26 protein-coding genes, 1 pseudogene and 1 riboswitch are annotated in these 24,766 nt (G+C 44.8%); of the genes and pseudogenes, 11 read left to right on the top strand and 16 right to left on the bottom strand.

Features of this window, described 5'->3' with window-relative positions; all coding sequences use genetic code 11:
- Positions 1–71: 71 nt before the first annotated feature.
- Both selA and RB160_RS24035 read right to left on the bottom strand, forming a co-directional pair.
- Positions 72–1,478 (bottom strand): L-seryl-tRNA(Sec) selenium transferase, encoded by a 1,407-nt coding sequence (gene selA, locus RB160_RS15315; protein WP_316571296.1) that lies wholly within the window; start codon positions 1,476–1,478, stop codon positions 72–74.
- Positions 1,479–1,606: 128 nt separating this feature from the next.
- Positions 1,607–1,792 (bottom strand): annotated as a pseudogene (locus tag RB160_RS24035) (Rdx family protein); the annotation flags it as partial.
- 174 nt (positions 1,793–1,966) lie between these two features.
- Between RB160_RS24035 and selD the strand changes: the two are divergent.
- Positions 1,967–3,034: a selenide, water dikinase SelD gene (gene selD / locus RB160_RS15310; protein ID WP_396954728.1), complete on the top strand. Its 1,068-nt coding sequence runs from the start codon at positions 1,967–1,969 to the stop codon at positions 3,032–3,034.
- A gap of 35 nt (positions 3,035–3,069) precedes the next feature.
- On the opposite strand, the gene RB160_RS15305 is transcribed toward selD, so the two are convergent.
- Positions 3,070–4,020, bottom strand: a complete 951-nt coding sequence (locus RB160_RS15305) for an L-threonine 3-dehydrogenase (RefSeq protein ID WP_316571295.1) — start codon at positions 4,018–4,020, stop codon at positions 3,070–3,072.
- Positions 4,021–4,076: 56 nt separating this feature from the next.
- Positions 4,077–5,270, bottom strand: a complete 1,194-nt coding sequence (locus tag RB160_RS15300) for a glycine C-acetyltransferase (RefSeq protein ID WP_316571294.1) — start codon at positions 5,268–5,270, stop codon at positions 4,077–4,079.
- A 293-nt stretch (positions 5,271–5,563) separates the two neighbouring features.
- A riboswitch (purine riboswitch) is annotated at positions 5,564–5,665 on the top strand.
- Positions 5,666–5,791: 126 nt separating this feature from the next.
- Between RB160_RS15300 and RB160_RS15295 the strand changes: the two genes are divergently transcribed.
- Entirely contained in the window at positions 5,792–6,388 is a 597-nt protein-coding gene (locus RB160_RS15295; protein ID WP_316571293.1) for a xanthine phosphoribosyltransferase, read from the top strand.
- A 285-nt stretch (positions 6,389–6,673) separates the two neighbouring features.
- Here the strand turns inward: RB160_RS15295 and RB160_RS15290 are convergent, their stop codons facing one another.
- Complete coding sequence (locus tag RB160_RS15290; protein WP_316571292.1) at positions 6,674–7,111, bottom strand: GNAT family N-acetyltransferase; 438 nt, start codon at positions 7,109–7,111, stop codon at positions 6,674–6,676.
- Positions 7,112–7,301: 190 nt separating this feature from the next.
- On the opposite strand from RB160_RS15290, the gene RB160_RS15285 reads away from it, so the two are divergent.
- On the top strand, positions 7,302–8,855 hold the full coding sequence (locus tag RB160_RS15285; protein WP_316571291.1) for an ABC-F family ATP-binding cassette domain-containing protein: 1,554 nt from the start codon (positions 7,302–7,304) through the stop codon (positions 8,853–8,855).
- 230 nt (positions 8,856–9,085) lie between these two features.
- Here RB160_RS15285 and RB160_RS15280 read toward each other — a convergent pair whose 3' ends face one another.
- Entirely contained in the window at positions 9,086–9,472 is a 387-nt protein-coding gene (locus RB160_RS15280) for a DUF2178 domain-containing protein (RefSeq protein ID WP_316571290.1), read from the bottom strand.
- A gap of 2 nt (positions 9,473–9,474) precedes the next feature.
- A complete protein-coding gene (locus RB160_RS15275) occupies positions 9,475–9,672 on the bottom strand; it encodes a helix-turn-helix transcriptional regulator (protein ID WP_316571289.1) in 198 nt (65 codons plus the stop codon).
- A gap of 390 nt (positions 9,673–10,062) precedes the next feature.
- Between RB160_RS15275 and RB160_RS15270 the strand changes: the two genes are divergently transcribed.
- The 3 genes from RB160_RS15270 to RB160_RS15260 are packed head-to-tail and all read left to right on the top strand — an operon-like array spanning position 10,063 to position 13,360.
- The gene (locus RB160_RS15270; protein ID WP_316571288.1) at positions 10,063–10,950 is read left to right on the top strand and encodes a putative selenate ABC transporter substrate-binding protein; all 888 of its coding nucleotides are present in this window, start codon (positions 10,063–10,065) and stop codon (positions 10,948–10,950) included.
- A 15-nt stretch (positions 10,951–10,965) separates the two neighbouring features.
- The gene (locus RB160_RS15265; RefSeq protein WP_316571287.1) at positions 10,966–11,727 is read left to right on the top strand and encodes a phosphonate ABC transporter ATP-binding protein; all 762 of its coding nucleotides are present in this window, start codon (positions 10,966–10,968) and stop codon (positions 11,725–11,727) included.
- A complete protein-coding gene (locus RB160_RS15260; RefSeq protein WP_316571286.1) occupies positions 11,720–13,360 on the top strand; it encodes a PhnE/PtxC family ABC transporter permease in 1,641 nt (546 codons plus the stop codon). The genes RB160_RS15265 and RB160_RS15260 overlap by 8 nt, the downstream gene beginning before the upstream one ends.
- Before the next feature lie 39 nt (positions 13,361–13,399).
- Here the strand turns inward: RB160_RS15260 and RB160_RS15255 are convergent, their stop codons facing one another.
- Together RB160_RS15255 and RB160_RS15250 are read right to left on the bottom strand one after the other, a co-directional pair.
- Complete coding sequence (locus tag RB160_RS15255) at positions 13,400–13,945, bottom strand: GNAT family N-acetyltransferase (RefSeq protein WP_316571285.1); 546 nt, start codon at positions 13,943–13,945, stop codon at positions 13,400–13,402.
- Positions 13,942–14,820 (bottom strand): arginase family protein, encoded by an 879-nt coding sequence (locus RB160_RS15250; protein WP_316571284.1) that lies wholly within the window; start codon positions 14,818–14,820, stop codon positions 13,942–13,944. Before RB160_RS15250 ends, RB160_RS15255 begins: the two co-directional genes overlap by 4 nt.
- Positions 14,821–14,979: 159 nt before the next feature.
- On the opposite strand from RB160_RS15250, the gene RB160_RS15245 reads away from it, so the two are divergent.
- From RB160_RS15245 to RB160_RS15235, 3 genes are all read left to right on the top strand, one after another.
- On the top strand, positions 14,980–15,777 hold the full coding sequence (locus RB160_RS15245; RefSeq protein WP_316571283.1) for an SGNH/GDSL hydrolase family protein: 798 nt from the start codon (positions 14,980–14,982) through the stop codon (positions 15,775–15,777).
- 282 nt (positions 15,778–16,059) lie between these two features.
- On the top strand, positions 16,060–17,229 hold the full coding sequence (locus RB160_RS15240) for an MFS transporter (protein ID WP_316571282.1): 1,170 nt from the start codon (positions 16,060–16,062) through the stop codon (positions 17,227–17,229).
- Positions 17,230–17,365: 136 nt separating this feature from the next.
- On the top strand, positions 17,366–17,701 hold the full coding sequence (locus RB160_RS15235; protein ID WP_316571281.1) for a hypothetical protein: 336 nt from the start codon (positions 17,366–17,368) through the stop codon (positions 17,699–17,701).
- A 106-nt stretch (positions 17,702–17,807) separates the two neighbouring features.
- On the opposite strand, the gene RB160_RS15230 is transcribed toward RB160_RS15235, so the two are convergent.
- Positions 17,808–18,086, bottom strand: a complete 279-nt coding sequence (locus RB160_RS15230) for a DUF2188 domain-containing protein (RefSeq protein WP_316571280.1) — start codon at positions 18,084–18,086, stop codon at positions 17,808–17,810.
- Between the two features lie 101 nt (positions 18,087–18,187).
- Entirely contained in the window at positions 18,188–19,237 is a 1,050-nt protein-coding gene (locus RB160_RS15225; RefSeq protein ID WP_316571279.1) for a mechanosensitive ion channel family protein, read from the bottom strand.
- Positions 19,238–19,352: 115 nt separating this feature from the next.
- Here RB160_RS15225 and RB160_RS15220 point away from each other — a divergent pair, with 115 nt between their 5' ends.
- Positions 19,353–19,622 carry a spore coat protein gene (locus tag RB160_RS15220; RefSeq protein ID WP_316571278.1) on the top strand — a complete coding sequence of 90 codons (270 nt, stop codon included), beginning with the start codon at positions 19,353–19,355 and terminating at the stop codon, positions 19,620–19,622.
- Positions 19,623–19,699: 77 nt separating this feature from the next.
- Here RB160_RS15220 and RB160_RS15215 read toward each other — a convergent pair whose 3' ends face one another.
- A complete protein-coding gene (locus RB160_RS15215; RefSeq protein WP_316571277.1) occupies positions 19,700–20,347 on the bottom strand; it encodes a phosphatase PAP2 family protein in 648 nt (215 codons plus the stop codon).
- Positions 20,348–20,519: 172 nt separating this feature from the next.
- Entirely contained in the window at positions 20,520–20,915 is a 396-nt protein-coding gene (locus tag RB160_RS15210) for a cytosolic protein (protein WP_316571276.1), read from the bottom strand.
- 207 nt (positions 20,916–21,122) lie between these two features.
- Here RB160_RS15210 and RB160_RS15205 point away from each other — a divergent pair, with 207 nt between their 5' ends.
- The gene (locus RB160_RS15205; RefSeq protein WP_316571275.1) at positions 21,123–21,983 is read left to right on the top strand and encodes a DegV family protein; all 861 of its coding nucleotides are present in this window, start codon (positions 21,123–21,125) and stop codon (positions 21,981–21,983) included.
- Between the two features lie 72 nt (positions 21,984–22,055).
- On the opposite strand, the gene RB160_RS15200 is transcribed toward RB160_RS15205, so the two are convergent.
- From RB160_RS15200 to RB160_RS15190, 3 genes are read right to left on the bottom strand one after another with little or no spacing between them, the layout of a single operon-like run.
- Entirely contained in the window at positions 22,056–23,207 is a 1,152-nt protein-coding gene (locus RB160_RS15200; protein WP_316571274.1) for a homogentisate 1,2-dioxygenase, read from the bottom strand.
- 4 nt (positions 23,208–23,211) lie between these two features.
- Positions 23,212–24,138, bottom strand: a complete 927-nt coding sequence (locus RB160_RS15195) for a fumarylacetoacetate hydrolase family protein (RefSeq protein WP_316571273.1) — start codon at positions 24,136–24,138, stop codon at positions 23,212–23,214.
- Positions 24,135–24,764, bottom strand: a complete 630-nt coding sequence (locus RB160_RS15190) for a flavin reductase family protein (RefSeq protein ID WP_316571272.1) — start codon at positions 24,762–24,764, stop codon at positions 24,135–24,137. Before RB160_RS15190 ends, RB160_RS15195 begins: the two co-directional genes overlap by 4 nt.
- Between the last annotated feature and the right edge of the window lie 2 nt (positions 24,765–24,766).

Here is a 24,766-nt window from a genome sequence, read left to right as displayed (position 1 = left end):
AACTAGGCAATATGTATTAAGAAAAAGGCCCCTGAAATTGGCAGGGGCCTTACCGGAAACTGGAGGTTACTTCACCACTTGATTAAAGATTCAATAATGATTTCTTCTTCCAGAGAATTCACCGAGCGCAGATCAATTAACACTTCCTCGTTCTGGATGCGGACGATGATTGGTTCAATTGCATCCTTCCTCAGTTTAGTGGCAAGCTGCTCTGCGGAAAGGGACTCATGGATAAGAGAAACCGCATAAGATGGGAGATTGACATCCGGCATCGTCCCTCCTCCAACCTGGCCTGAAGCAGGAACCGCCTTTGCCTTATAGCTGCCCGTTTTTGCAAAAAGACTCCTAATGAAAGCATCCGACCGTTCCTTCAGTTCTTCCGGACCTGTCAAAAGGTTCCGGATTGTCGGTATGCCCAACATCCCTTTTTCTCCCTTGGCATAGGCGAGCAGCGTTCCCTCCAAAGCAGCGAGTGTCATTTTATCGACTCTTACTACCCTTGCAAGCTGATGTTTCTTTAATTTATCAATGAGGTGCTTCTTTCCTGCGATGATACCTGCCTGGGGGCCGCCAAGGAGTTTGTCCCCACTAAATGAGACGATATCCACTCCCATTTCAATAACTTCCCTTACATGTGGTTCCTCGCCAATCCCGTGTTTGCGGAAATCATACAAAGCCCCGCTTCCAAGGTCTTCGTAAAATATAATGTCCTTGTGGACGGCGGCTAAACTAGAAAGCTCCAAAGTATCGACCGATTTTGTAAAACCGATTGTCTTGAAGTTGCTCGTATGGACTTTCATGATCATGGCCGTATTTTCGGAAATTGCATTTTCATAATCGAAAAGATGGGTTTTGTTAGTCGTTCCGATTTCGACAAGCTGCGCGCCGCTCTCCTCCATGATGGAAGAAATTCTGAACGAACCGCCGATTTCGACAAGCTGGCCCCTCGAAACGATAACTTCCCTGTTTTCGGCGAGGGACCGAAGGATCAGATAAACAGCCGCGGCGTTATTATTAACAACCATTGCCGCTTCCGCTCCAGTTATTTCTGTCAATAACTTTTCAATATGGCTGTGCCGCGAGCCCCTCTCTCCTTCCTCCAGCTTGTATTCAAGGTTTGAATAATTTCCTGCTACTTCGGTGGCATGTCGAATTGCTTCCTCGCTCAGCCGCGCTCTGCCCAAGTTTGTATGGAGGATTGTACCCGTTGCATTGATGACTTTTTTTAATGTATAGGAGAAGTCCTCGGCTACTTTGGCTTCAAGCATCGAAAAGAACTCATCCACAAATTCGGAGGTTCCAGGAGACGGTCCGGACCACAAACCGGACAGGATGGAATCCCGTATTTCGCCAATGGCCGTACGAACGTGCTGGACAAGCTGGCTGGAATCAAGCCCTGTGTCTTCCATTAGGCTTAGGAATCGGTCCTCCTGCTGGAGCTCGTGAATTGGCGGGATTGAACGAAGCAACTGTTTCAAGCGAAAAACTCCTTCACCAAAAGAATATTGACTTCATTATATCATTTTTGCATATAAGCTAAACGGAATTAGGAGCACTAATGATAAAAGAAAAACTCTCCCGAAGCCACCTTCGGGAGAGCGTTGCATTAAAGTGATTCCAATTTTGATATTATATCATCCGACTTCGGGAATACTCCTGTTTCATCCTTTGAATAAATCTTATCGCCGTTTACGTATACCTCGAAAATTCCTCCCGAGGCCGGTATGAGTTCCATTTTGGTAATATCCCGGCGAAAATGTGTGAAAAGATCCTCCGCGAGACCCGCGGCTTTTGGGGCGTAGTTTCACATCATGCAAAATTCGATTTTAACTTCCAGGTTCTTCATGGCAAAAACCTCCATTATTCTCCATAGTAAGATAAAGACATTTTAGTATATCCTGAAAAACTTCTGCAAGTCATCTGCCTGCTTGCGTGCGGAAATCTGTCGCAAAAGGTATACTATGGAATGGAGGTGGACAAATTGAGCGAGCAGGATAAAATTCGCCTGACCTCTTTATCGACTAAAGCAGGTTGAGGCTGCAAGATTGGTCCAGAGGACCTGGCGCAAGTTTTGCGCCTATTGCCAAAGCAAGAACCAGTACCGGAACTTTTGGTAGGCCACGAAACGTCGGATGATGCGGGTGTCTACCAGCTTACAGATTCAATCGCGTTAATCCAGACCGTTGATTACTTCACTCCGGTCGTAGACGATCCCTATATGTTTGGACAGATCGCAGCGGCCAATTCGCTAAGCGATGTCTATGCGATGGGAGGGGAACCAAAAACGGTGCTCAATATTGTAGGGTACCCGATCAAGAAGCTCGGTGCCGAAATGCTATCGGAAATTCTCCGTGGTGCTGCTGATAAAGTGAAAGAAGCCGGGGCGATTACTGTTGGGGGCCATTCCATTGATGACCAGGAACCAAAATTCGGCCTTTCCGTCACCGGGATTGTCCATCCTGAAAAGGTTTGGAAAAACGTGGGCGCCGTACCTGGTGACGTCCTTGTTTTAACAAAGCCCATTGGAGTCGGTATCCTGACGACCGGCATAAAACGCGGTGCTGTATCGCCCGAGCAGGAAAAAAAGGTAACCGAAACGATGGCGTACCTGAATAAAACTGCTGCCGAAGCATTGAAAAAGTATCATCCCCATGCTGTAACAGATGTGACGGGATTCGGGCTTCTCGGCCATGGAAGTGAAATGGCGAGGGGAAGCTCTGTCAGCTTTGAGTTTGATTTTGTGGGCATCCCGTATTTAGACGGTTCGCTTGAACTTGCCCACGCTGGAATCGTTCCCGGCGGGACAAAGTCAAACCATTCCTGGCTCAAGGATGATATTGAATACAGCGGCCTCTCACTTGAAGAGCAGCTAGTCGCCTGTGATGCGATCACATCCGGGGGCTTGCTCGTATCCATGCCGGCCGAAGAAGCCGAACTTTACGTATCGGACCTCCATTCGCTTGGGCTTGAGGAAGCTGCTATCGTTGGCAAAGTAACGGAAAAGAAAGAAAAGCTTATTTATATTGGAAAATGAAAAAACGGCTAGCCTTTGGGGCTGCCGTTTTTTCTTTACGATAATTTCACCTTTAATTTCTCAAGCATATCCCCTGTCATGCGGGCAATATCGTATTCTGCCTTGAATCCCCATTGCTCCGCGGCTGCGGATGCATCAATGGAATTCGGCCAGCTGTCGGCGATCCTTTGTCGGACGGGATCAACATCATACGTCATCTCGAAATCAGGAATGTGCTTCCTGATTTCTGCTGCCAATTCTTCCGGGTCAAAGCTCATCGCGGTCACGTTAAACGAGTTCCTGTGAATAAGTTTAGCCGGATCCGCTTCCATCAAGTTAATAATTGAATTAAGAGCATCAGGCATATACATCATATCCATGTAGGTGCCCTTGTAAATGAATGAAGTATATTTTTTGTTTTTTACGGCTTCGTAATAAATCTCAACAGCATAGTCGGTCGTCCCGCCGCCCGGGGGAGCAACATATGAAATCAGGCCAGGGAATCGGACGCCGCGAGTGTCGACTCCGAACTTGTGGTAATAATAGTCCGATAAAAGCTCACCCGCCACTTTGTTCACCCCATACATTGTCGTTGGGCGCATAATTGTATCCTGAGGTGTTTGTTCCTTCGGCGTAGACGGTCCAAAAGCACCGATGGAACTTGGCGTGAAAAACTGTGCGTTCATTTCCCTGGCCGTTTCAAGAGCGTTCATCAGGCCGCCCATGTTCAGGTTCCAGGCGAAAATCGGATTTGCTTCCGCCGTCGCGGACAACAATGCGGCCAAATGCATGATTGCATCGACATTGTATTTTTTAGCAATTTCGGCCATCCGCTTTCCGTCTGTCACATCTAGTATTTCAAACGGGCCGCTCGTTGCCGCTTCATTATCTTCATTCATTCGGATATCTGTCGCGATGACGTTGTCGTTTCCGTAAATTTCCCTAAGCTTCATCGTCAGCTCGGAACCAATTTGGCCGAGCGCCCCGGTAAGCAAAATACGTTTCATTCTCGTCTTCCTCCCCTAAAGTGCCGCATGCATTCGCTCTATTGGTTAAAGCGATCTTACTTAATTACTCCCATTTCTTTACCGACTTTTTCATAGATAGAAATGGCTTTGTCTAGCATTTCCTTCGTATGCGCTGCTGTAGGCATATTCCGCACCCGCCCAGTGCCTGCTGGAACTGTCGGGAATACAATCGACTTTGCATAAACCCCTTCTTCGTTTAACCGCTTGCTGAACTGCTGGGTCAGCTTTTCTTCGCCAATAATGCATGGAGTAATCGGTGTTTCGCTATCGCCGATGTTAAAGCCTAGTTCCTTTAAGCCTTTTTTCAGATAGTTGCCATTTTCCCAAAGCCGTTCGTTCAGTTCGGTGCTTTCAGTTAAAATTTCAATTGATTTAATCGAAGCGGCTACATCGGCCGGGGTCAATGATGTTGAGAACAGGAATGGGCGGCTCCTTACTTTCAGCCAATCAATCAGGTTCTGTTTGCCGGCTACATAGCCGCCGACAACTCCAATGGCTTTTGACAGTGTTCCGATTTGAAAATCAATTTTATCCTGAAGCCCGAAATGCTTGACCGTTCCCGCGCCTTTTCCAAGGACGCCTGAGCCGTGTGCATCATCCACGTAGGTCATCAAATCAAATTCTTCCGCGATTTCGACGATTTCAGGAAGAAGTGCGATATCTCCGTCCATGGAGAAGACTCCATCCGTAATGACCATCAATTTTTTATAAAGCCCTGATTCCCGGGCTTCCTTTGCCTTGGCGCGCAAATCTTCCATGTCCGAATGGTTGTAGCGGATGATTTTTGCGCGGGAGAGCCTGCAGCCGTCAATGATGGAAGCGTGGTTCAATTCGTCCGACAAAATCGCATCGTTCTTGTCCATGACTGCCGAGATTGCCGCCATGTTGCAGTTGAAACCAGACTGGTAGGCAATCGCCGCTTCTGTCCCTTTAAATTCGGCAAGCTTTTCTTCCAATTGGACGTGGAGTTCAAGCGTTCCGTTAATGGTCCTCACCGCCCCGGCGCCTACGCCGTATTGTTCAATCGCCTGTTCAGCTGCCTTTTTAAGCCGTTCGTCAGTAGCCAGCCCGAGGTAGTTATTAGAAGAAAGATTGATTAGCTCCCTTCCGTTGATTTTGATCATGGGCCCATTCGGGCTTTCGAGTGGGTCAATCACATTGTAAAGTCCTTTTGCCTTTAAATCTTCCAGGTTCTCGATCAAAAATTGCTCTAGAGTTTTGCTCGACATCGAAATCTCTCCTTATCTTTAGTTTACTGATATTTTGTCGCGGGTATGTAGACATGTGTCCTTCTGAGGCGGACACTATAAAACCTTGATTTAACAGGGATATAAAGTGATTCATTCCCTGCTTACTATAGCATATTTTCTTTTTTGTTCATACTGGAAGGACACTCTTAAAACTGATTTTACCATTACTCATGGGGTTTTGTATACGCTTACAATTATTATGGTTTGATTTCTTGGAGTTATTGGAAGGATATAAAGGCGTTGCAAATCACGTCCTCCATGATATAATTACCCTTACTTTTTAAAATTTCACTCGTATAATCGCAGGAATATGGCCTGCAAGTTTCTACCGGCCCGCCGTAAACGGATCGGCTATGGGTGGCAATGGAAGGATGGCTCAACTGGCTAATCCTTTATTACCTTTTGGTTTTTTCAGCCCAAAGGCTATTGCTCCCAATGAGGTAGCATGCCTTTGGGCTTTTTGCATTCAAATAAAAATTTCTTTTTACAGGGGGATATATATGGAAAGCTTAAAAAGAAAAATCATTGAGGAAGGCCGGGTGCTGTCGGAGAGTGTTTTAAAGGTAGATGCCTTTCTAAACCATCAGATCGATCCATTTTTAATGCGTGAAATTGGCAAGGAATTCGCCGCGCGTTTTGCAGACGATGGAATAACGAAAATATTAACCCTGGAATCGTCGGGAATCGCTCCTTCTGTTATGGCAGGCCTTGAGTTGAATGTTCCGGTTATTTTTGCAAGGAAAAGAAAGTCCCTTACAATGACCGACGGGCTCCTAAATGCAAGTGTGTACTCATTTACAAAGCAGGAAACATCAGAAATATCAATTGCATCGAAATACGTATCCCCTAATGACAAAATTCTCATTATAGATGATTTCCTTGCCAACGGACAGGCCGCACTTGCATTGATCAAGCTCGCGGAAGATGCCGGGGCCCAAGTATCCGGAATTGGCATTGTAATTGAAAAATCGTTCCAGAAAGGAAGAAATCTGCTTGAATATAAAGGCATCCGTGTCGAATCGCTTGCAAGGATTCAGTCGTTAAATGATGGCAAGGTAAGCTTTGTAAATGAAACCATGGAAGGCATCGGGCTATGAAAACTGGGCAAATCAAGTCTTCCTCGCTTTTTTTTAATCTTTAAGCCCGCGCGTAAAGCCTATATCATTGAAGCATAGGTGGTTAAAAGGTGGATTCCAAACTTGGAGTCCACCTTTTTTATCAATTTGAACTTTTGCAAAACAACGAACGACCCAATTGTTCAGATCGTCAAAACCTGAAGCGTTATCTTGAGAAAACGTTCATAATCAACAGAAATAATGTTCGTTTAGGTTGAAAGGAATTTCTTTAAATGTTGAAAAAATGTTCAAATCCTTCCCCAACCGTTAAACGAGTAACCCGGAAAGCTTTTCCCCCCAAGGTGCAAGCCCTTTATCCTCGAAACCTGCCGATTTGTACAGCTTCTCGGCAGCCACATTTTCAGGATTGTAGCCAACCATAATCAGCCGGCACCCTTCCTTGCTTTGCAGCCATTCTACTACCACCTTCAAGCCTTTCCTTCCATATCCCCTGCCCTGGAACGATTTGTCGATCATAAATCGGTAAATCCAATAATTGTTGTCGTCCGTGTCGAGCCCTGCCATTACGAAGCCGACCATCCTCTCGCCATCATTGATTCCCAGCGCCTCGAAGTTCACCAGGAACTGCACTTCCGCGATTGAATACAGATTAGATGCCATAAACCCCTTCTGGCTCTCCGCCACGGAAAGCGCAGCACATTCTTCCCAGTTATCTTTTGTCAATTCAACTAATTTCACATTCATTCTCCTACCCCCATTTCCTGTAACTCCTAAACTATTCCTTGCGCCATCGGTTATTTCCTTTTTATTTGAAAATCAGTCCGGAATAACATTGGCAAAGCTTTTCCATTCTTGCCTATAGCCGTTTCCCGTAAAATCCTGTATGATAGGAAAATAGGTGTATTTTTAAGATAAAGTGAGGAAAAGAACAAAAATGGCACTATTAACAGTTGAAAATTTAACTCATACATTCGGGGATCGTATCCTCTTTAAAGATGTTTCCTTCCGCCTTTTGGCTGAGGACCATGTCGGCCTTGTCGGCGCAAACGGCGTGGGAAAATCAACATTAATGAATATCATTACAAACCAATTGATCCATGACGGCGGAAAAGTTGAATGGACGCCTGGCGTTCAATACGGGTATCTTGACCAGCACACAGTCTTGACTCCAGGCCGGACGATGCGGGATGTTTTGAGGGACGCCTTCCTCCCTCTTTTTGAAAAAGAAAAGGAATTGAATGAAATAACCGCAAAAATGGCCGACGCTACTCCTGAAGAGCTTGAAGACCTGCTTGAGCGGATGGGTGAAATTCAGGATGTGCTTGATGCGGGCGGCTTCTATACGCTTGATATCAAAATTGAAGAAGCGGCTCGGGGTCTTGGATTAGATGCGATTGGCCTTGATAGGGACGTCGCGGCACTGAGCGGCGGCCAGCGTACAAAAGTGCTCTTAGCGAAGCTATTGCTTGAGCAGCCAAAGGTCCTCCTTCTTGATGAGCCTACCAACTATCTTGATGTCGAGCATATCCGTTGGCTATCCGGTTATTTAAAGGAATATCCATACGCATTCTTGCTGATTTCACACGACACAGAGTTTATGAATTCTGTTTCGAATACTATTTTCCATTTAGAATTCTCAAAGCTGACCCGTTATACAGCTACGTATGACAAATTCCTTGAGCTTGCGGAAATCAATAAGAACCAGCATATCAATGCGTATGAAAAGCAAAAGGAATTCATTAAAAAGCAGGAAGAATTCATCGCGAAAAATAAAGCCCGCTACTCAACAACAGGCCGCGCGAAAAGCCGCCAAAAGCAGCTTGACCGCATGGAACGGATCGACCGTCCAGAAACAGCGGTTAAGCCGACATTCGAATTCAAGGAAGCTCGCAGCAGCAGCCGGTTTGTTTTTGAAGCGAAGGGTCTCGAAATCGGCTACTCACACCCGCTTTTGCCAAAAATGGACATGGTGATTGAAAAAGGCGAAAAAATTGCGATTATTGGCTGCAACGGCGTCGGGAAATCAACGCTGTTAAAAACGATGCTCGGGAAAATTTCTCCGCTTGGCGGCAAAATCGAACATGGCGACTTCCTCTTCCCTTCCTATTTCGAGCAGGAAGTGAGAGCGATGGACATTACCCCGATTGATGACGTTTGGAATGAGTTCCCGAATCTCGACCAGCATCAAGTCCGAGCCGCGCTCGCCCGATGCGGACTGAAAAACGAGCATATTTCACGGCCGCTTAGCCAGCTTAGCGGAGGCGAGCAGGCGAAAGTCCGCTTGTGCAAGCTGATGATGCATGAAAGTAACTGGATTCTTTTCGACGAACCGACGAACCATCTTGATATTACTGCAAAAGAAGAACTGAAGCGTGCCCTAAAAAATTATAAGGGTACAATCGTCCTCGTCTGCCACGAGCCTGATTTTTATGAAGACTGGGTAACCCGGGTCTGGAATGTTGAGGAATGGTCTTTGCAGGTAAATTAAATACATGAAATTGAACCCCGGTTCTTTTGAAAAATGGGTTTATTTGTGAGGTGAAAAACTTTAAATCGCGGATTTAATCACAATGCAAATAACATAAATTTCACAACACAAATAACAGGCTTAGAGTAATTTTCAACTCTAAGCCTTTTTTGTATTATCTTATTAAAAATAATTACCCGGTAGTGAAAGAACTTATGGCCCTTTTTGGGTATTTTTTCCTAAACTATTTTTTATCTATACTTTCTTGAAACAGTAAACGCAACAAGTGGATATAAAATCATTGTAAAACAAAGTGTGATAAATAAAGTAATATTTCCAAAATCGCTGGTCCTCACAAATATTATGTGGTCAACAATCCAAATAATAAACATAGTTACTATTAAAATATAGTAACTAATCTTTGCTGCTTGACTAGCTATCTTCTTTCCCATCTCATCTTTTTGGACTTTAAAATCCATATCCCAAGTTAATCCTTCAATTATTATCATAATAAAAAAAACCGAACTAATTATATAAGTTACGGAAACATCATCCCCACTTAAATAATTCAGTATACTAGTTCCTAAGAGATAGCTCGTAATTATGACAGCCATTAAAATTATCCAATTTTTTAACATACTTATTTCCCCTTATAAATAAATAATTCTTCAAGTCGTGTTTGCAATGTGATAGATAATAAAAATGCTAATTCAAGGCTTGGGTCATATTTATTATTTTCGATTGCATTAATTGTTTGACGAGAGACATTACATACAACCGCCAATTGTTCTTGTGACATATTAAGTAATTTGCGTTTTTCTTTAATAATATTTTCCATCATCCAACCCCTCGGAATGTAAAATATGTTTTACATTTTCATTTTACTATACAAGTCATAAATGTCAAATATGTTTTACATAATTCTTTTCTCTTTATTCATTTATCCTATTTAGATAAAAGAATAAATACGCGTTTAGAATAATTACCAAACGAGTTTTACGACTCACAGCAGTTTTATTTTTATTAGATTTCTTCTCTTAAGTAAACCTAACCTATATAGATAGGAAAGCTCCCTCTTTTGATCTATCGATTCTTTCGATAAGTAGTTAAGCGTGTTATCTATAATTTGAATGGTGGCTAAATCGTTAAATCCATTGTTATTTCTCTTTTTTTCTTTAAAATTAACAAGAGTTGAAGGACAACACGCAGAAAACTGGAGGAATAACTTATGAAGAAAATCTTGGCATTATTGCTTACATGCCTTCTTGTGGTTGGATTGGCTGCCTGTGGAAATAAAGATGAATCCGACAAATCAGGTGAAAAAGACACTAAAAAGAATGAAGAAGTGTTTAAAATCGGCGCCATACCTGACCAAAGCGCAACGGAAATGAAAAAGAGCATGGATGCCGTCGCTGAGCATCTGGCAAATGAAACCGGTATGAAGGTGGAATTTGTCCCTTCTGTTGATTACGCGGCGCTAGTGACCGCTTTCCATCGAGGTGAAATCAAGCTTGCCTTTTTCGGCGGCCTAACAGGAGTACAGGCAAGAAACCTTGTGCCTGAAGCCGAAGCGATTGCCCAGCGTCCGAGGGATGCAGAATTCCATTCCGTGTTTATTACCCAAGCGGATTCTGGAATTAATTCGCTTGCCGATGTAAAAGGCAAATCGTTCACGTTCGGAAGTGAGAGCTCAACTTCTGGACATTTGATGCCCCGCTATTATTTAATGAAGGAAGGTATTAATCCGGCTAAGGATTTTGACGGTCAGCCGAATTTCTCGGGTTCGCATGATACAACGTATAAGCTAATCGAATCCGGAGCATTTATGGCGGGTGCCCTGAATGAAGCTGTGTGGGAGACTGCGGTAAAAGAGAAAAAGGTTGATACGAATAAAGTACGTGTGTTCTACACAACTCCTTCCTACTATGATTATCACTGGACAATTAATAAAGTAGACAAAGAAACAAAGGATAAAGTGAAGGCGGCCCTCCTTTCGATGACTCCTGAGCAGCTATCCGGACTCAATATGTTTGCAACAGATCGATTTATTGAAACAAAAAATGAAAACTACGAAGCAATCGAGGAAGTTGCAAAAGAACTGAAGATTATAAAATAACTGGTGTGAGATGTTATGAACCAAACAACGGCATTGGAAGCCAAAAATATTATGAAGTTTTTTGGGAAGAAAACCGCGCTTTCTTCCCTTTCCTTTTCCGTTCGAAAAGGAGAAAGAGTCGCACTTATAGGCCCGAGCGGCGCGGGGAAAACAACTCTCCTTAATACGATTGCCGGGATTGTGGAACCCGACGGTGGTGAATGGATTATTGCCGGAAAGCCGAGGGGCTCCTATAAAAACGGAAAAGAGTTTGCCAAAAAAGTGGGCGTCATCCGACAGCAGTTCGACCTCGTCGGCCAGCTTGCGGTCATCCATAATGTCCTGGCGGGAAGGTTTTCCGAATGGGGAGTGGCAAAATCGCTTCTCTCGCTTCTGATTCCGAGAGATAAAAATCTGGCAATTGAAGCGCTTGAGCGTGTCGGATTGGCAGATAAGCTATATGAGGAAACGGCAAGACTTTCCGGCGGCGAGCAGCAGCGGGTTGCTTTGGCGCGTATTCTTGTCCAGAAGCCTGAAATCGTACTAGCGGACGAGCCCGTCGCTTCCCTTGATCCGGCGCGTGCAGAAGATGTGCTGGATGCACTATCTACAATTGTCGAAGATGAAAAACAGACGCTTTTTGCGAGCCTCCACTCTGTTGAATATGCGAGGAAGTATTTTACCCGGATCATTGCCATGAAGGATGGAGAAATCTTTTTCGACCTACCAGCCAGCCAGGTAACCGATGCCCTTCTTGGCGATTTGTATAAGTTGAAGGAGCTGCCAGAACATGAGTAGGCCGCTGTCAAATCCGCAGCCCAGGCATAAACGGCTTACTCTGACCGCGGTTTTGTTCCTTGTATTTGCCTGGAGCCTTTTTTCCGTGGATTGGGGCCCAGGGCTCTTGCATGCTGGCGGAGGGGCGATGATTGTTGAGATCTTGAAGGGGCTTGTTTCCCCTTCCCTTTCCCCTGATGTCCTTTGGCTGGGCCTCGAAGCTTCTTGGCTTACAATGGCCTATGCCACAGCTGGGATGTCCCTTGCATTCGTGTATGCGTTTGTGGCCGGCGTCCTTGCATCCGGCGTCCTGTCGAATGGGAAGGGATCAAGATTCTTCTCCAAGCTCTTTTTTCGAGGAATCCTCGGGTTTACCCGCTCCATTCATGAGCTTGTTTGGGCATGGCTGTTTGTAGCATCTGTGGGTCTATCCCCGTACGCGGCTATTTTTGCCCTTGCAATTCCATATGGAGGCATTTTGGGGAGGATTTTTGCCGACATGCTCGCCGATGTTCCTGAGCAGCCCATTATTGCCCTTAAAACAGCAGGGGCGTCACGCCTCCAATTATTGTTCTATGGATACTTGCCGCTTGTCCGGGCCGATTTCGTCAGCTACACAATGTACAGGTATGAATGCGCAATTCGTTCTTCGGCCATTATGAGCTTTGTTGGGCTTGGAGGCCTCGGGTATCAGATTCAATTATCCCTAGCTGACTTAAAATACAATGAAGTGTGGACCTACGTTTTCTTTTTAATCATACTGGTCATTCTCGTTGATGGATGGAGCACACTTGTCCGGCGCTCGTTGCTTGATAAAGCGGAGAAACCTTTCTTCGCGGGCGGCAAGTTCTCTGCCCTGCTTGCTATAATACTTGCAGCCGTTTCATGGATTTATATTTATATAGCCGAAGGCGCAAGCCTCTCCTCCCTTTTTACGAATGAAAATGTAAACTATGCGGCGAAGTTTTTCGGCGGTATGCTTGGGATTGGCGAAGAAACGCCTGCTTTTATGCAAGCCGCCGCCTGGAAAAATGCGCTTCATTTGACACTCGAAACGCTGGAAATGAGCGTCATGGCAATTGGCTTTGCTGCAATTGCCGCGTTTTTGACGGTTATTCCCGCGGCGCGGAATATTGCCGACGGAAGCCTGACAGCTACAAAGCGATGGTACAACTGGCCTCTCTTTGGAATCGTCCGGATTTCCTATATTTTTTCACGGGCAGTCCCTGAGCTCGTTTGGGCAATGATGATTGTCTTTATTTTAAAACCGGGGCTTCTTCCGGGAGCAATTGCACTTGCCCTCCATAATTTCGGGATTCTTGGAAAGCTTTGGGCGGAGGTCATTGAAGATATGGACCCGAAGCCGGTACGGAATCTGGCCAGCGCGGGCGCTTCCAAATGGCAAAGCCTCTTTTATGGGGTTCTCCCATCGGTGATGCCTAAATTCCTGACATACTTCCTCTATCGATGGGAAGTAATTATGAGGACGACCATCGTAGTCGGGTTTGTCGGCGCAGGAGGCCTTGGCCAGCAATTTAAATTGAGCATGAGCTTCTTCCATTATTCAGAATTGACCTTGCTTCTATTGTGCTACATGGTCCTTGTCTTTCTTGCCGATATTGCATCGGAAACAGCAAGGAAGACGATAAAATAATAAAAACGCCGTTGATTAATCAATGGCGTTTTTTGTAGTTTAATGATGCAATGCTTCCCATTCTTCTTTTAATATGCCCATTTTGATTGAATCGAAATATATGCCATTATGAAGCCTGCACTTTCTGATGCGGGCTTCCATCTTCATGCCAAGCTTTTCACCGACCTTCATCATCCTTTCGTTTCCAGACCAGGTTGTGTAGCCGATCCGGTGGATTGGATAATATTCGAAGAGATGGCTGATCCAAAGTTTGAATGCTTCCGTGCCATACCCACCATTCCAAAAAGCCGGATCATAAATGACTATTCCCGCTTCAAGCCAGTTGGAAGGCTTATGTTCCCAATAACACGAGACACTCCCAATCAGTCTTTCCCCGGCCCATATGGCCCACCTTGTATCCAATCCTTCTTCAAGAAGAATTTTCATGCTGATGACATACTCGTCCTTCTCTCGCGGCTTTAATGGATAATAAGGCGCATCCCACCTCTTCCATTCAGGATCCTCTTCCCCGTATATCATTTCCCATAACACAGGCAAATCTTCTTCAGCGAGCGGTTTCAGCGTTACTTTTTCTCCTTTAATCATACGGACTCCCCGCTTAACGATAATGAGTGGCGCAACTTCAGTCCATCAATAAGCAAATGGGCTACCGTAGCCGCGCTTTTGGATGCCCCTTCTTTGTTAGCAGCGAATTCGGTTACTTCAATACCCTTAACCCGCTGGTCCATAAGAAGGAGTGAGAACAATTCTGATGCCGTTTTGAAATTCATTCCGACTTTGCTTGGCGAATACGCGGCGGGCATGATGCTTTCATGCAGGACATCCACATCAAAATGGACAAGGATGCCAGCATCCTCAGGAATACTTTTCAACATCCGGGCCAGTTCTTCGCTTCCCTCGTCCGTTAGGAACTTCTCATAAGGAATATGTTCAATTCCAAGCGTTTCGCCAGGAGTATAGGTGCCTAAAACCTTAATCCTTTCTACTGGGACGCGTTTTTCTGTCCACCAAACATGAGTGTCCTGGGCAAGGAACCAGAGACCCATGCCGGCCGCCCCGATGCAGCGGTTTCCATCGGGTGCCACCGTATCGAAATGCCCATCAATGACGATAAGATATGTATTTTCCCCAAACACCTTTTGGAAAGCGGTAAAGGTACCTACAATAATGCTGCAATCACCGCCGAGGATGATTGAAAAGGCGTCCTCTTCAAAAATCGCGGCTTGCTCTTCGACAATTTCATCCCATACCTCCCTGGGTGCGGGCCAGTTTCGTACAGGCGGTATATTATGCCGGGCCAGTATCTTGCCTTCCAATAGATTCCCTCTATCCTCTACAAAACAAACCATTTTTAATAGAGCTGGAATCAGATTGGTTTTCCTCATAGCATCAGGTGCGAGTTCCGTACCATGATACAATGCGCCAGCACAGCTTGGTACCCCGGTGACGATAATTTTCACAGCAATCCCCCCTCTTTCTTCCATCTTAAAAGATAAGAAGCAGGAGCGCCACTTCAAAATCAGCTTGGTGGCTGCAAAAGATGGCGGAATATGTTTATATTATTTTCCGAAAATTTAAAATATAATCAAAGTTGAAAGCAATTGTAAAGGAGGAAGACGATGAAGCATTCAAAAATGAATATAATGCTAGTATTCATTCTCCTGTTTGGCACGATTTTTGCGCCAACTGTATACGCAGCAAACGTAGGCGGGAAAAAGCTTAAAATTGTTTCGCTTGGTGATTCGATCACCTATGGTTGGAACCTTGACGAGGATAAATCCAAGCCATCAGAAAAAGCTTTCCCGAATTTGATTGGCGAGCGGGACCACAAGGTAACAAATCTCAGCAAGCCGGGCATGACGTCCTCCCAGCTTCTCGCAGCGATGGAACTTGATACGGATTATGGGGATGCGATCCGGAAAGCGGATATCATTACGTTGAACATTGGAAGCAATGATCTACTCCAGACCACTGGGATTATGGATATGGTGAATGGCAAAATACCCTTCGATAGAAACACAGTTCTTGCCAATTACCCACTGGCGGTCGCGCAATTAAAGGTCAACCTAAACAGCATTATTGAAAACATAAGATCGAAAACGGACGCACCAATTATTTTATACACTCTATATAATCCGTTTGGATTTGACCCAACCAATCCACTGGCAGTAATGCTTTATGGACTTGGCCAGCAGATTCTACCCCAAGTAAATCAGTTTTCTATCGCCCCACAGGCAAAAGCCGGCTCAATATTAATAGCCGATGCATTCAGTGCTTACGACGGAAACCAAGCAGCGTACATACTGCCAAATGACATCCACCCTACTGTGGAAGGGCAAGTAGTACTCGCAAAATTAGCCGAGGAGCAAATTGTGGAACTCGGTGATAAACGTTTGAAATTGAAGTTCTCGAAATAACCTTTGAGATAGGCTGCCCGCCCTGTTGGCGCGCAGTCTATCTTTTTGCTAGCAAGAGCTATTACTTTTCTATCTATTTGATAGCAATAGCTTTACCTTTTGTGAATGGGAGATTTCTTTTTATATTTTTTATAAATTCTTTTTTAAAAATAACGCAGTTGGCATCAATCGTAACAGTTGACTTTTCCCTTATAAAATATAAGATTATCTTAGCCCTTTTAATGTGTATTTTTTCAAATTATGTTAGTGGGAATGTTGTAATTGGTCCTGGGAGTGAATACGATGGTTGAAACAAAAAAGGCGTTGCCTATTTTATTTCTTATTATGTTTTTAGTGATGGTCGGTTTTGGGATCATCATTCCGGTATTGCCTTTCTATGCGGAAAATCTTGGAGCAAGCCCTACCCAGCTTGGTTTCCTTATGGCTGTCTATTCGCTCATGCAGCTATTGTTTGCCCCGATGTGGGGCAGGATTTCAGACAAAATTGGCAGGAAACCTGTCATGCTTGCCGGCATTACCGGACTTGCAATCTCGTTTTTCTTAACGGCGTTTGCCGACTCGATAATGATGCTGTTTGTAGCCAGGATCGTCGGTGGCCTATTGTCCGCGGCAAACATGCCAACCGTTATGGCTTATGTTGCGGACATCACAACCCCGGAAAACCGCAGCAAAGGCATGGGAATCGTTGGAGCTGCAGTTGGTATGGGCTTTGTATTCGGCCCGGCGATCGGCGGGATTTTTTCCAAAAGCAGCCTAAGCCTTCCTTTCATCATTGCGGGCTGCTCATCCATTTTGACGCTTGCCCTTGTTGCTTTATTACTTAAGGAATCCTCAACGAAAGAAAGCAGAGGACAAAACTCCCAGCAAAAAGCACCGTTCAGTGTCGCGCTTCGCGGAGCTTCCGGCATGCTGTTCTTTTTGCAATTTTTTATTTCCCTGTCGCTTGCTGGGCTTGAAGCCACGTTTGCTTATTTTGCGGCAGAGAGGGCTGGCCTTGATACGACGAGCCTAGGATATATTTTTATGATTATGGGGTTTGCCGGTGCGTTTGTCCAGGGCGGCCTTATTGGAAAGCTTACGAAAAAGTATGGAGAAGGAAAGGTCATTCAGGGAGGGATCATCGTTTCGGCAATCGGTTTTGCCTTGATCCTATTAGTGAATAGCTTTGCCACCGCCGCAATATTCCTTACGATATTTGGCATTGGGAACGGCGTAATCAGGCCGAGTGTTTCCTCAGTCCTGACGAAAACAATCAACACTGGACATGGAAGTGTTACGGGCCTCCTCTCTTCCTTTGATTCTTTGGGCAGGATTGCCGGGCCTCCCCTTGGTGGACTTCTATTTTCAGCCGCGTCGGGCCTGCCGTATATTTCTGGAGCAGTTTTATCCATTGCTGCACTAATTCTTTACCGTGTATATCACGGGCGGATGAAGCATGGCGCCCTTTCGTAGATTTAAAGGCCATTGCTCTTGGTTGTGCATCATCCGCTAAAAAGCGGCCGGAATTGTAAACCGGTCGCTTTTTTGATGGATAAATCCACTTATCACGCATATATTGTACAACCATACATAGAACGAGGTGGCCTTAATGGAAAAAATGAAAACCTTCCGACTGTTGTGCCTTGGTTTGCTGATTACAGGGGCGGCCTATTTGGATTCCCCTTTTTCCTTCCTGAACAAGGAGTATTATTATGAAACAGATGGCCCCAGACCCGCACCCGCGATAACGGAACCGGCTATCAGAAACTTGCCTGAGTACCAAATGATGCTTGTTGAAGAACGGAAAAGCAATGGATATATTATTGAGATATACAGGGAATATGAGGTCATACGAGATAAAACGGGCAAAATTGTTGAGAAGAAACCGGGAGATAAAATTGAAGAGGTGAAATACCGTGACTATTCTTTCCGGCTTGCCCCATAGGGAGATTAAAATGTTAAGTAACAAAATCAATTGTAAAATTGTCCATGTTGATTGTTTTTATTTATGAAAAAAGCATCCGCTTTTTTCACGGATGCTCGTTCATGGTTTACTTTTTATCATGGTAATTATGCTGCTCTTCAATTCGGCCCTCTTCATTATGGATGTATGCCATCGTCCCGGCTTCTTCGACAAGGCGCTTTGCTTCATCAACTGCTTCAGACTTTGAACCTGTTGTCATTTCATGTCCATCTTCGCCTTCACGTTTAACCGCCCATCCTTCTTCATCATGGGGAACAACATGAAAACGCGCTTCGTCGTTCCCGGCCCGGTCTTTAAAATAGTGTGCTTGTTCTTCTGAATGGATATTATTGTTTTTATCAGCCATTTGAATTCCTCCTTTGCGTCCTTACCAGCCTGTACCCGATAAGAGCTGCCATAAAAACAGGTGTTTTCTTCTGTGCCGAAAAACCCGCCGGAATGGCGTTATCATTTTTCTGGATATGTTGTAATCGGCGGCATGTTTATTTTATGGTCGTCAAATAACCGGGAAATGGAGTGTCGCAATTCACTTTCAACCTTCTCTTTAATTTCAAAATTAACAACCGGCAACTCAATGGAGAAATCCATGGCGCTATTCCTGAAATTAACGAATCTGATTTCAAGCTGGGATGTCATGAGAATCCCTTCACAGTTTTCTTTTATTTGATCAACGGCATCTTCCAGGAGCCGATGCACCAGTTTCGAATCAACCCCCTGGCTAACGCTCACCTTCACCTCAGCCCTCATTTCGGCACCGGTCCGATTCTTGATGATCGTTTCAATAAAATATTGGTTTGGTATAATTAAAGTGCCTTCCTTCGCAGTCCTGACGAGCGTCGACCTGAGCCGGATTTTTTCAACCCTGCCAATTTTCCCATTAACTTCAATAACTTCCCCTACTTCAATAGGCCTTTCAAAGAGGATAATGATTCCGGAAACAAAGTTCCCGGCTATATTTCGCATCCCAAATCCAATACCGATCCCCAGAACGCCAAGGATTGCCCCGAGGGCTGTCAGGTTAATTCCGACTATTGTAAAGCTGAAGGCTAGGGCAGAAATCATTACCGTGTAATAAATAATTTGGTTGATTGTGTAGCTAAGCCCTTTGTCCACGTTGTAATGTTCGTAAATATTTGAAAGAACATATTTTGTGAACAGCTTGATAATCCTGCTGGCCAAAGTAACAATCATAAACGCGACAATGATTAGGAAGGCGGAAACCTTGATTCCGTCCTTTGAATACAAAGGTTCGAATAGCCATTTTGTAGTTGAAAAGTGAACAAGGAACAAAAGAATGATTCCATAAAAAGTTATCCAGTTCAACAGTGAACCTGCAGCGGGAAGGAATCTGTTTTTTAGTTCTGGTTTTTTTAATGCGAGCAGCCTTGCCAAGCCTTTAAGACACCAATTTCCAATCAGGACAAGCCCTGCTTCAATAAAAAAGGAAACGACATTGCCAGCTGTTATCCCTTTTAAATGAGAGATCCATTCTTCCATTATCATCACCACATCAATCATCGCATGCTATATGAACATTTACCTGTACGAATCCGTTACTAAACATTGGGGCAGTTGCAATAAAAGTGAAATCACATCCTATGAGGAACCCACAATGTTTTTGGAAAAACAGGTTATCGCTACCGATTTTCTGATTTCAGTAAAGTCGGGAATTCGCAATCTTACAGCCGTTATTACGGAAACCGCCACTCCGGAACTTCGGGCAGTTCTAAAAGAACAACTGGCAGAAGCCATACAGACCCATACGGAGATCAGCGATTATATGATTGCCAAGGGTTACTATCACCCAGCGGACCTTGTTAGCCAATTTGAGGTTGACCTTACCGCTTCCCAAACAGCAACCAACCTTGCGCAAAAACAGTAAAAAGGCTGCGTCACGGCAGCCTTTCTTTGAATAAACGAAAAAATTAAATTTATATCGCACCTAAACTAATGTTCTTCCTACTTATTTTTCACAAAAACCGTATCCCGCTTTTCTGTGACAGGCACACTGTAAAATTCGAAAAGAATGCCATACAGGAATGAAACAAGGAACATGGACGCAATCATATCCGGCACAACATGCTGCTTAACGAATAACGTTGAAATAATGATGAGCGAACCGGCGATATGAATAAACAATGTATTGAGCAGATGCTTATTTCCAATGTGGCGGGAACCAAGCATAATCGCAAACGTTGTCAGTACATGGATACTCGGAAAACAGTTGTATGGCTGATCATTTGCATAAATGAAACCGACCAACTGAATCAACATTCCGTCTCCTGTCAGTTGCGGCCTCGGGACGACTGTTTGGAAAAAGAAATAAATCAAAAAGCAAATGATTTCTCCGACAACGATTAGAATTAAGGTTTTAAGGTACACTCGGGTATCCTTGAAACAAAAATAAACAAGGTAAATAAAAACATATCCATACCAGAGGATATAGGGAATAATGAATATTGGCAGGAATGGAATTAATCCATCCACCGCTGTTGATATATGGACCGCCTTTTGCGGGTTCTCATTCAAAAATTTGTAAACCATGCCGAGGACAGGCATGACCAGCAAAAATAACAAATATGGAGATTTCTTGAGATACGTATTCATAAAGATTGTAGAGCTCCCCCCAATTTGATATTTATGCATTTTTACCCTTTATGGCTAAAAATAACGCTCTCTAAGTATATCATAAACTATCCTATAATGTTGTAATTTTCCACTTTTAAAAGGAAATGTCACCAAAAAAGGAAAAGCAGCACATCCGGCTGCTTTTTTCCTCTTATACGTCCAACGATTCGCCTTCCTCGACAATGTGATATAGGAGATGGGCCAAATGGTGGATGGGTCCGTATTCTTCCTCTTCTTCATTTGTTTCTTCGTTGAATTCCAGGTCGTTCAAGTAAAGAGCCATGAACTCATAAAAATCTTTCATTGCGAATGAATAGCATGCACTCGGATCTTCACTTTCCTCCTCATAGTGGAGGACTAGATGTGAAACCGTGCCATCCACATCCTCTGCATCAAAAAAGACAAAAAACCCGATATTCGTATCAAGCTCAAACAGATGGCGCGTCCCTCCTTCAGTCGCCCTGCTATAATCCTCTTCATTCAATTTTTGGATTTGCATGGAGTCCACTTTGTCCTCCTGATGGAAACTGACAACAAACGATTGCATTCCCATTAACCTCCTTTTTCATCAACTTGCTCCCGAATCAATATACCCTATATTTCCTCTTATTATCCAATGTTAATCCTGTTCCAAAGAGCGCCGTACTCCTTGAAACATTATTTATACAATAATAATATTATTACCTATTACTAGTTTAAATGGTAATATTAAAGGAAAGATAAAATACTAAAACCGCAAAGGAAATCTCATTTTATGAAGAATAAGAAACTTGCATGGATTACTGACAGTACCGCTTATTTGACCGATGAATTAAAACGTAATCCCGATGTCCATGTCGTTCCGCTTGAAATCATTTTTGGGGACGAGGCTTTCGAGGACGGAGTCGGGCTTGGAACGGAGCAATTATACAAACGCATCAATGGTGAAAAAAAAGTCCCAAAAACATCCCAGCCCTCGCCAGGCAAATTCGCACGGCTATTCGAAAAATTGAAGGAAGAAGAGTACGATGGGGCAATTGCAGTTCATATTTCTTCAAAATTAAGCGGCACATTTTCAAGCTGCATTGCAGGCGCGAAGCTTGCTAAATTCCCCGTTGAAGCTGTAGATTCAAAATCAATGTCCTATGCGATAACCGCGCTGATTGAAAAAGGGATTGAACTTTGGGGCACTGGCCTTGGAGCCAGCGACATAGCGTCCATACTGAGAGAAGAGGCGGAGAACTCACAAAATTATATCCTTCTTGGAAGCCTGGAACAATTTTTTAAAGGGGGAAGGATGTCCGGAACCCAGTATTTACTAGGAAGCATTCTTAAAATAAAGCCGATTATCCGGATCAATTCCACTGGTGAGTTCGAATTATTCGAAAAGGTCCGCTCCGAGAAAAAAGCTTCCGCCCGGCTGGTGGAACTTTTTGGAGAAGCATATCGGGAAAACAGGGTTGAAGAAGTCTGGGTTATGCACGGAAATGTGCCCGGCAAAGCCAAGGATATGGAAGCAATGCTGCATGCCGCCTACCCTGGCCTAAAGACATCGATCGGTGAGATCAGTTCAACCATTGCCGTCCATGCGGGTGAAGGAACCTTGGCAATCATTTGGCAAAATGAACAGAAATAATGCAAAAAGAAGGCCGGAAATGATTCCGTCCTTCTTTTTGCATTACTGATTGAAAAATGCCATTCACCGAATTTAGCCGCCTATCCACGAGTACATGTATCCCTTATCTTCAATTTCCCCAGCAGGCTTGAAGATACGAAGCGGGCGGAATGTGTCGATCATGACGGCAAGCTCGAGTGTTTCTTTTTTGCCGATGCTTGCTTCCGTTTTACCTGGATGTGGTCCGTGCGGTATGCCGCTTGGGTGCAGGCTGATCGAGCCCTCCTTGATTCCTTTCCGGCTCATGAAATTCCCTTCCACATAATACAGCATTTCATCACTGTTGACATTGCTGTGGAAGTATGGGGCCGGAATCGCATCAGGATGGTAATCATAAAGCCGCGGCACGAAGGAACAGACAACGAAATTATGTCCTTCAAACGTCTGGTGCACTGGCGGCGGCTGGTGGATCCTGCCGGTAATCGGTTCAAAATCTTCAATATTGAATGCCCAAGGATATAAATAGCCATCCCACCCAACTACATCGAACGGATGGTGGCCAAGGATATGCTGATGCAAGAAGCCCCTCGTTTTAGTCAGGACCTCGAATTCCCCTTTCTCGGAATACGTTTCAAGTGTTTCCGGCCCTCTCAAATCGCGCTCGCAAAACGGACTGTGCTCAAGCAGCTGGCCGTATTCATTCCGGTAACGCCTAGGGGTCGTCAGTTGTGAGTACGATTCTATGAAAAGGATTTTTGTTTCCGACTCCGGAATAAGCCTGTATATCGTACCAATTGGGATAATAAGATAATCACCGCGCCGATACGTAAGCGTTCCGAACATCGTTTCAAGTTTACCGGAACCATAATGAATGAACAGCATTTCATCACCATCACCATTACGGTAATAGGCCTCCATTGCCCGGTTGACATTTGCCGTGCCGATCAACAAGTCGCTGTTCCCCATCAAATATTCCCTCGCGCCAAGCGCATCGCCCGTTTTCTTTATTTCCGGCGTAAAAAAGTGCCTGTGCCTGAGCGCACCCTGTTCTTCATATTCAGGAAGGAAAGGAATAACCTTTTCCGCCCTAACAACTTCTGTTGGCATATGTTCGTGGTAAAGAATGGACTGTGTACCGGAGAAGCCTTTCGTCCCCATCACCTGTTCCCTGTATAATGATTCGTCATCCTTCTTGAAAACGGTATGCCTTTTACGGGGAATTTTCCCCATTTGCCGGTAAAACATGTGCTCACCCCTTTTCCCCAACAATCGTATTTCGCAAAACACCAAGCTTTTCTATTTCAAGTTCAACCACATCGCCCGGCTCCAGCCAGCGATGGACTTCATCGCCAAGTTCAAGGATGCAACCTGTCCCCACAGTCCCGGAGCCAATCATTTCGCCAGGATAAAGGGTTGTACCCGCCGATGCGCGCTCAATCATTTCTCCAAAGGAATAATAAATATCCTTCATATTCCCTTCCGATAATACCTCACCGTTCACCTTGGCGGTCATGGCAAGGTCAAAGCCCTTCCCCGCTTTATGTCCGGAAAGTTCATCATCCGTCACAATCCACGGACCGATCGATGTAGCGAAATCCTTTCCTTTGGCCGGGCCGAGTCCGACTTTCATTTCCTTCTGTTGAAAATCGCGCGCGCTCCAGTCGTTAAGGATGCAGTAGCCGAATATAAATTCCTCGGCATCCTCGGCTTTTATACTGCTCCCTTTCTTACCAATCACACAGGCGATTTCAAGTTCATAATCCAATTTTTCGCACCCTTTGGGCCTCGATATTTCTTCCTCCGGCCCCCTGATGGCCAGATGGTTTGAGAAGTAAAAAACGGGAATTTCATACCACTCGGGGACCATATCGAGACCCCTGTTCCTCCTCGCCGTTTTCACATGCTGTTCAAATGCATAGAAGTCACGGAAGCTTTTCGGCTGGGGAAGCGGCGCCAAAAGCTTTACCGAATCAAGTGGATAAACCCCAGGGGACTCAACGTCCACTTGAAGCGACCTGGCTTTTTCAAGGTTGATGTCGGCTTGTAAAAGAAACTCGTCCAGCGATTCTGGCAATTCCCCTCCGGAAGCTTCTTTCATATCGACAGCGAACTTATCCGCCAAAATCCAGCCGGCGGTAGGCTTACCATTTGGTTTTATAAACGTTACGAATCTCATTTCGATTCACCTGATCTTACCTGCCGTTTGAGCTCAAAGGTAGAACCAAGCGGCCTTGTATACAAATTGCCCGCCATCCGCCCGATCGGCTTAAGTTCTTCGGCAAGGATCCTGCCGTTGTCCAGCAAGCTGTTATCCGCATGGATATGGACCACTTTCCCAACTACAAGGCTGCCAGCTCCCGGCTGGTCCCCGTAATGATGGACCTCGTGCAGCTCACATTCCAAATGGATTTTCGCTTCCTTTATCCTTGGCGGAAGTACTGCCACGGAAGGTTCTCGTGTTAGCCCCGATTCCTGCAGTTCATCTACTTCAGGCGGGAATTCTGTTGCACAAATGTTCATCTGAGCCGCTATTTCTTCGCTCACAATGTTAATGACGAATTGGCCGGTTTCCTCTATGTTAATTAGCGTGTCTTTTTTAGCGCCATCGCTCCCCCGCCTCATCGGTGAAAAGCAGACAAGCATTGGTTCAGCGCTGACGACCGTAAAAAAGCTGAACGGCGCGGCATTTGTAATCCCATCTTTGCTGACCGTGGACACAAACGCAATTGGCCTTGGCAAAATCGAGCCGATCAAAAGCTTGTAGCCATCGCGCCAATCCATTTTTCGTGGAGTAAATTCCATTC

Source organism: Neobacillus sp. YIM B06451, assembly GCF_032667185.1.
Classification (GTDB): domain Bacteria; phylum Bacillota; class Bacilli; order Bacillales; family Cytobacillaceae; genus Bacillus_D.
Note: the sequence above shows the minus strand (reverse complement) of the source record. Positions and strands in the feature narration are given on the sequence as shown.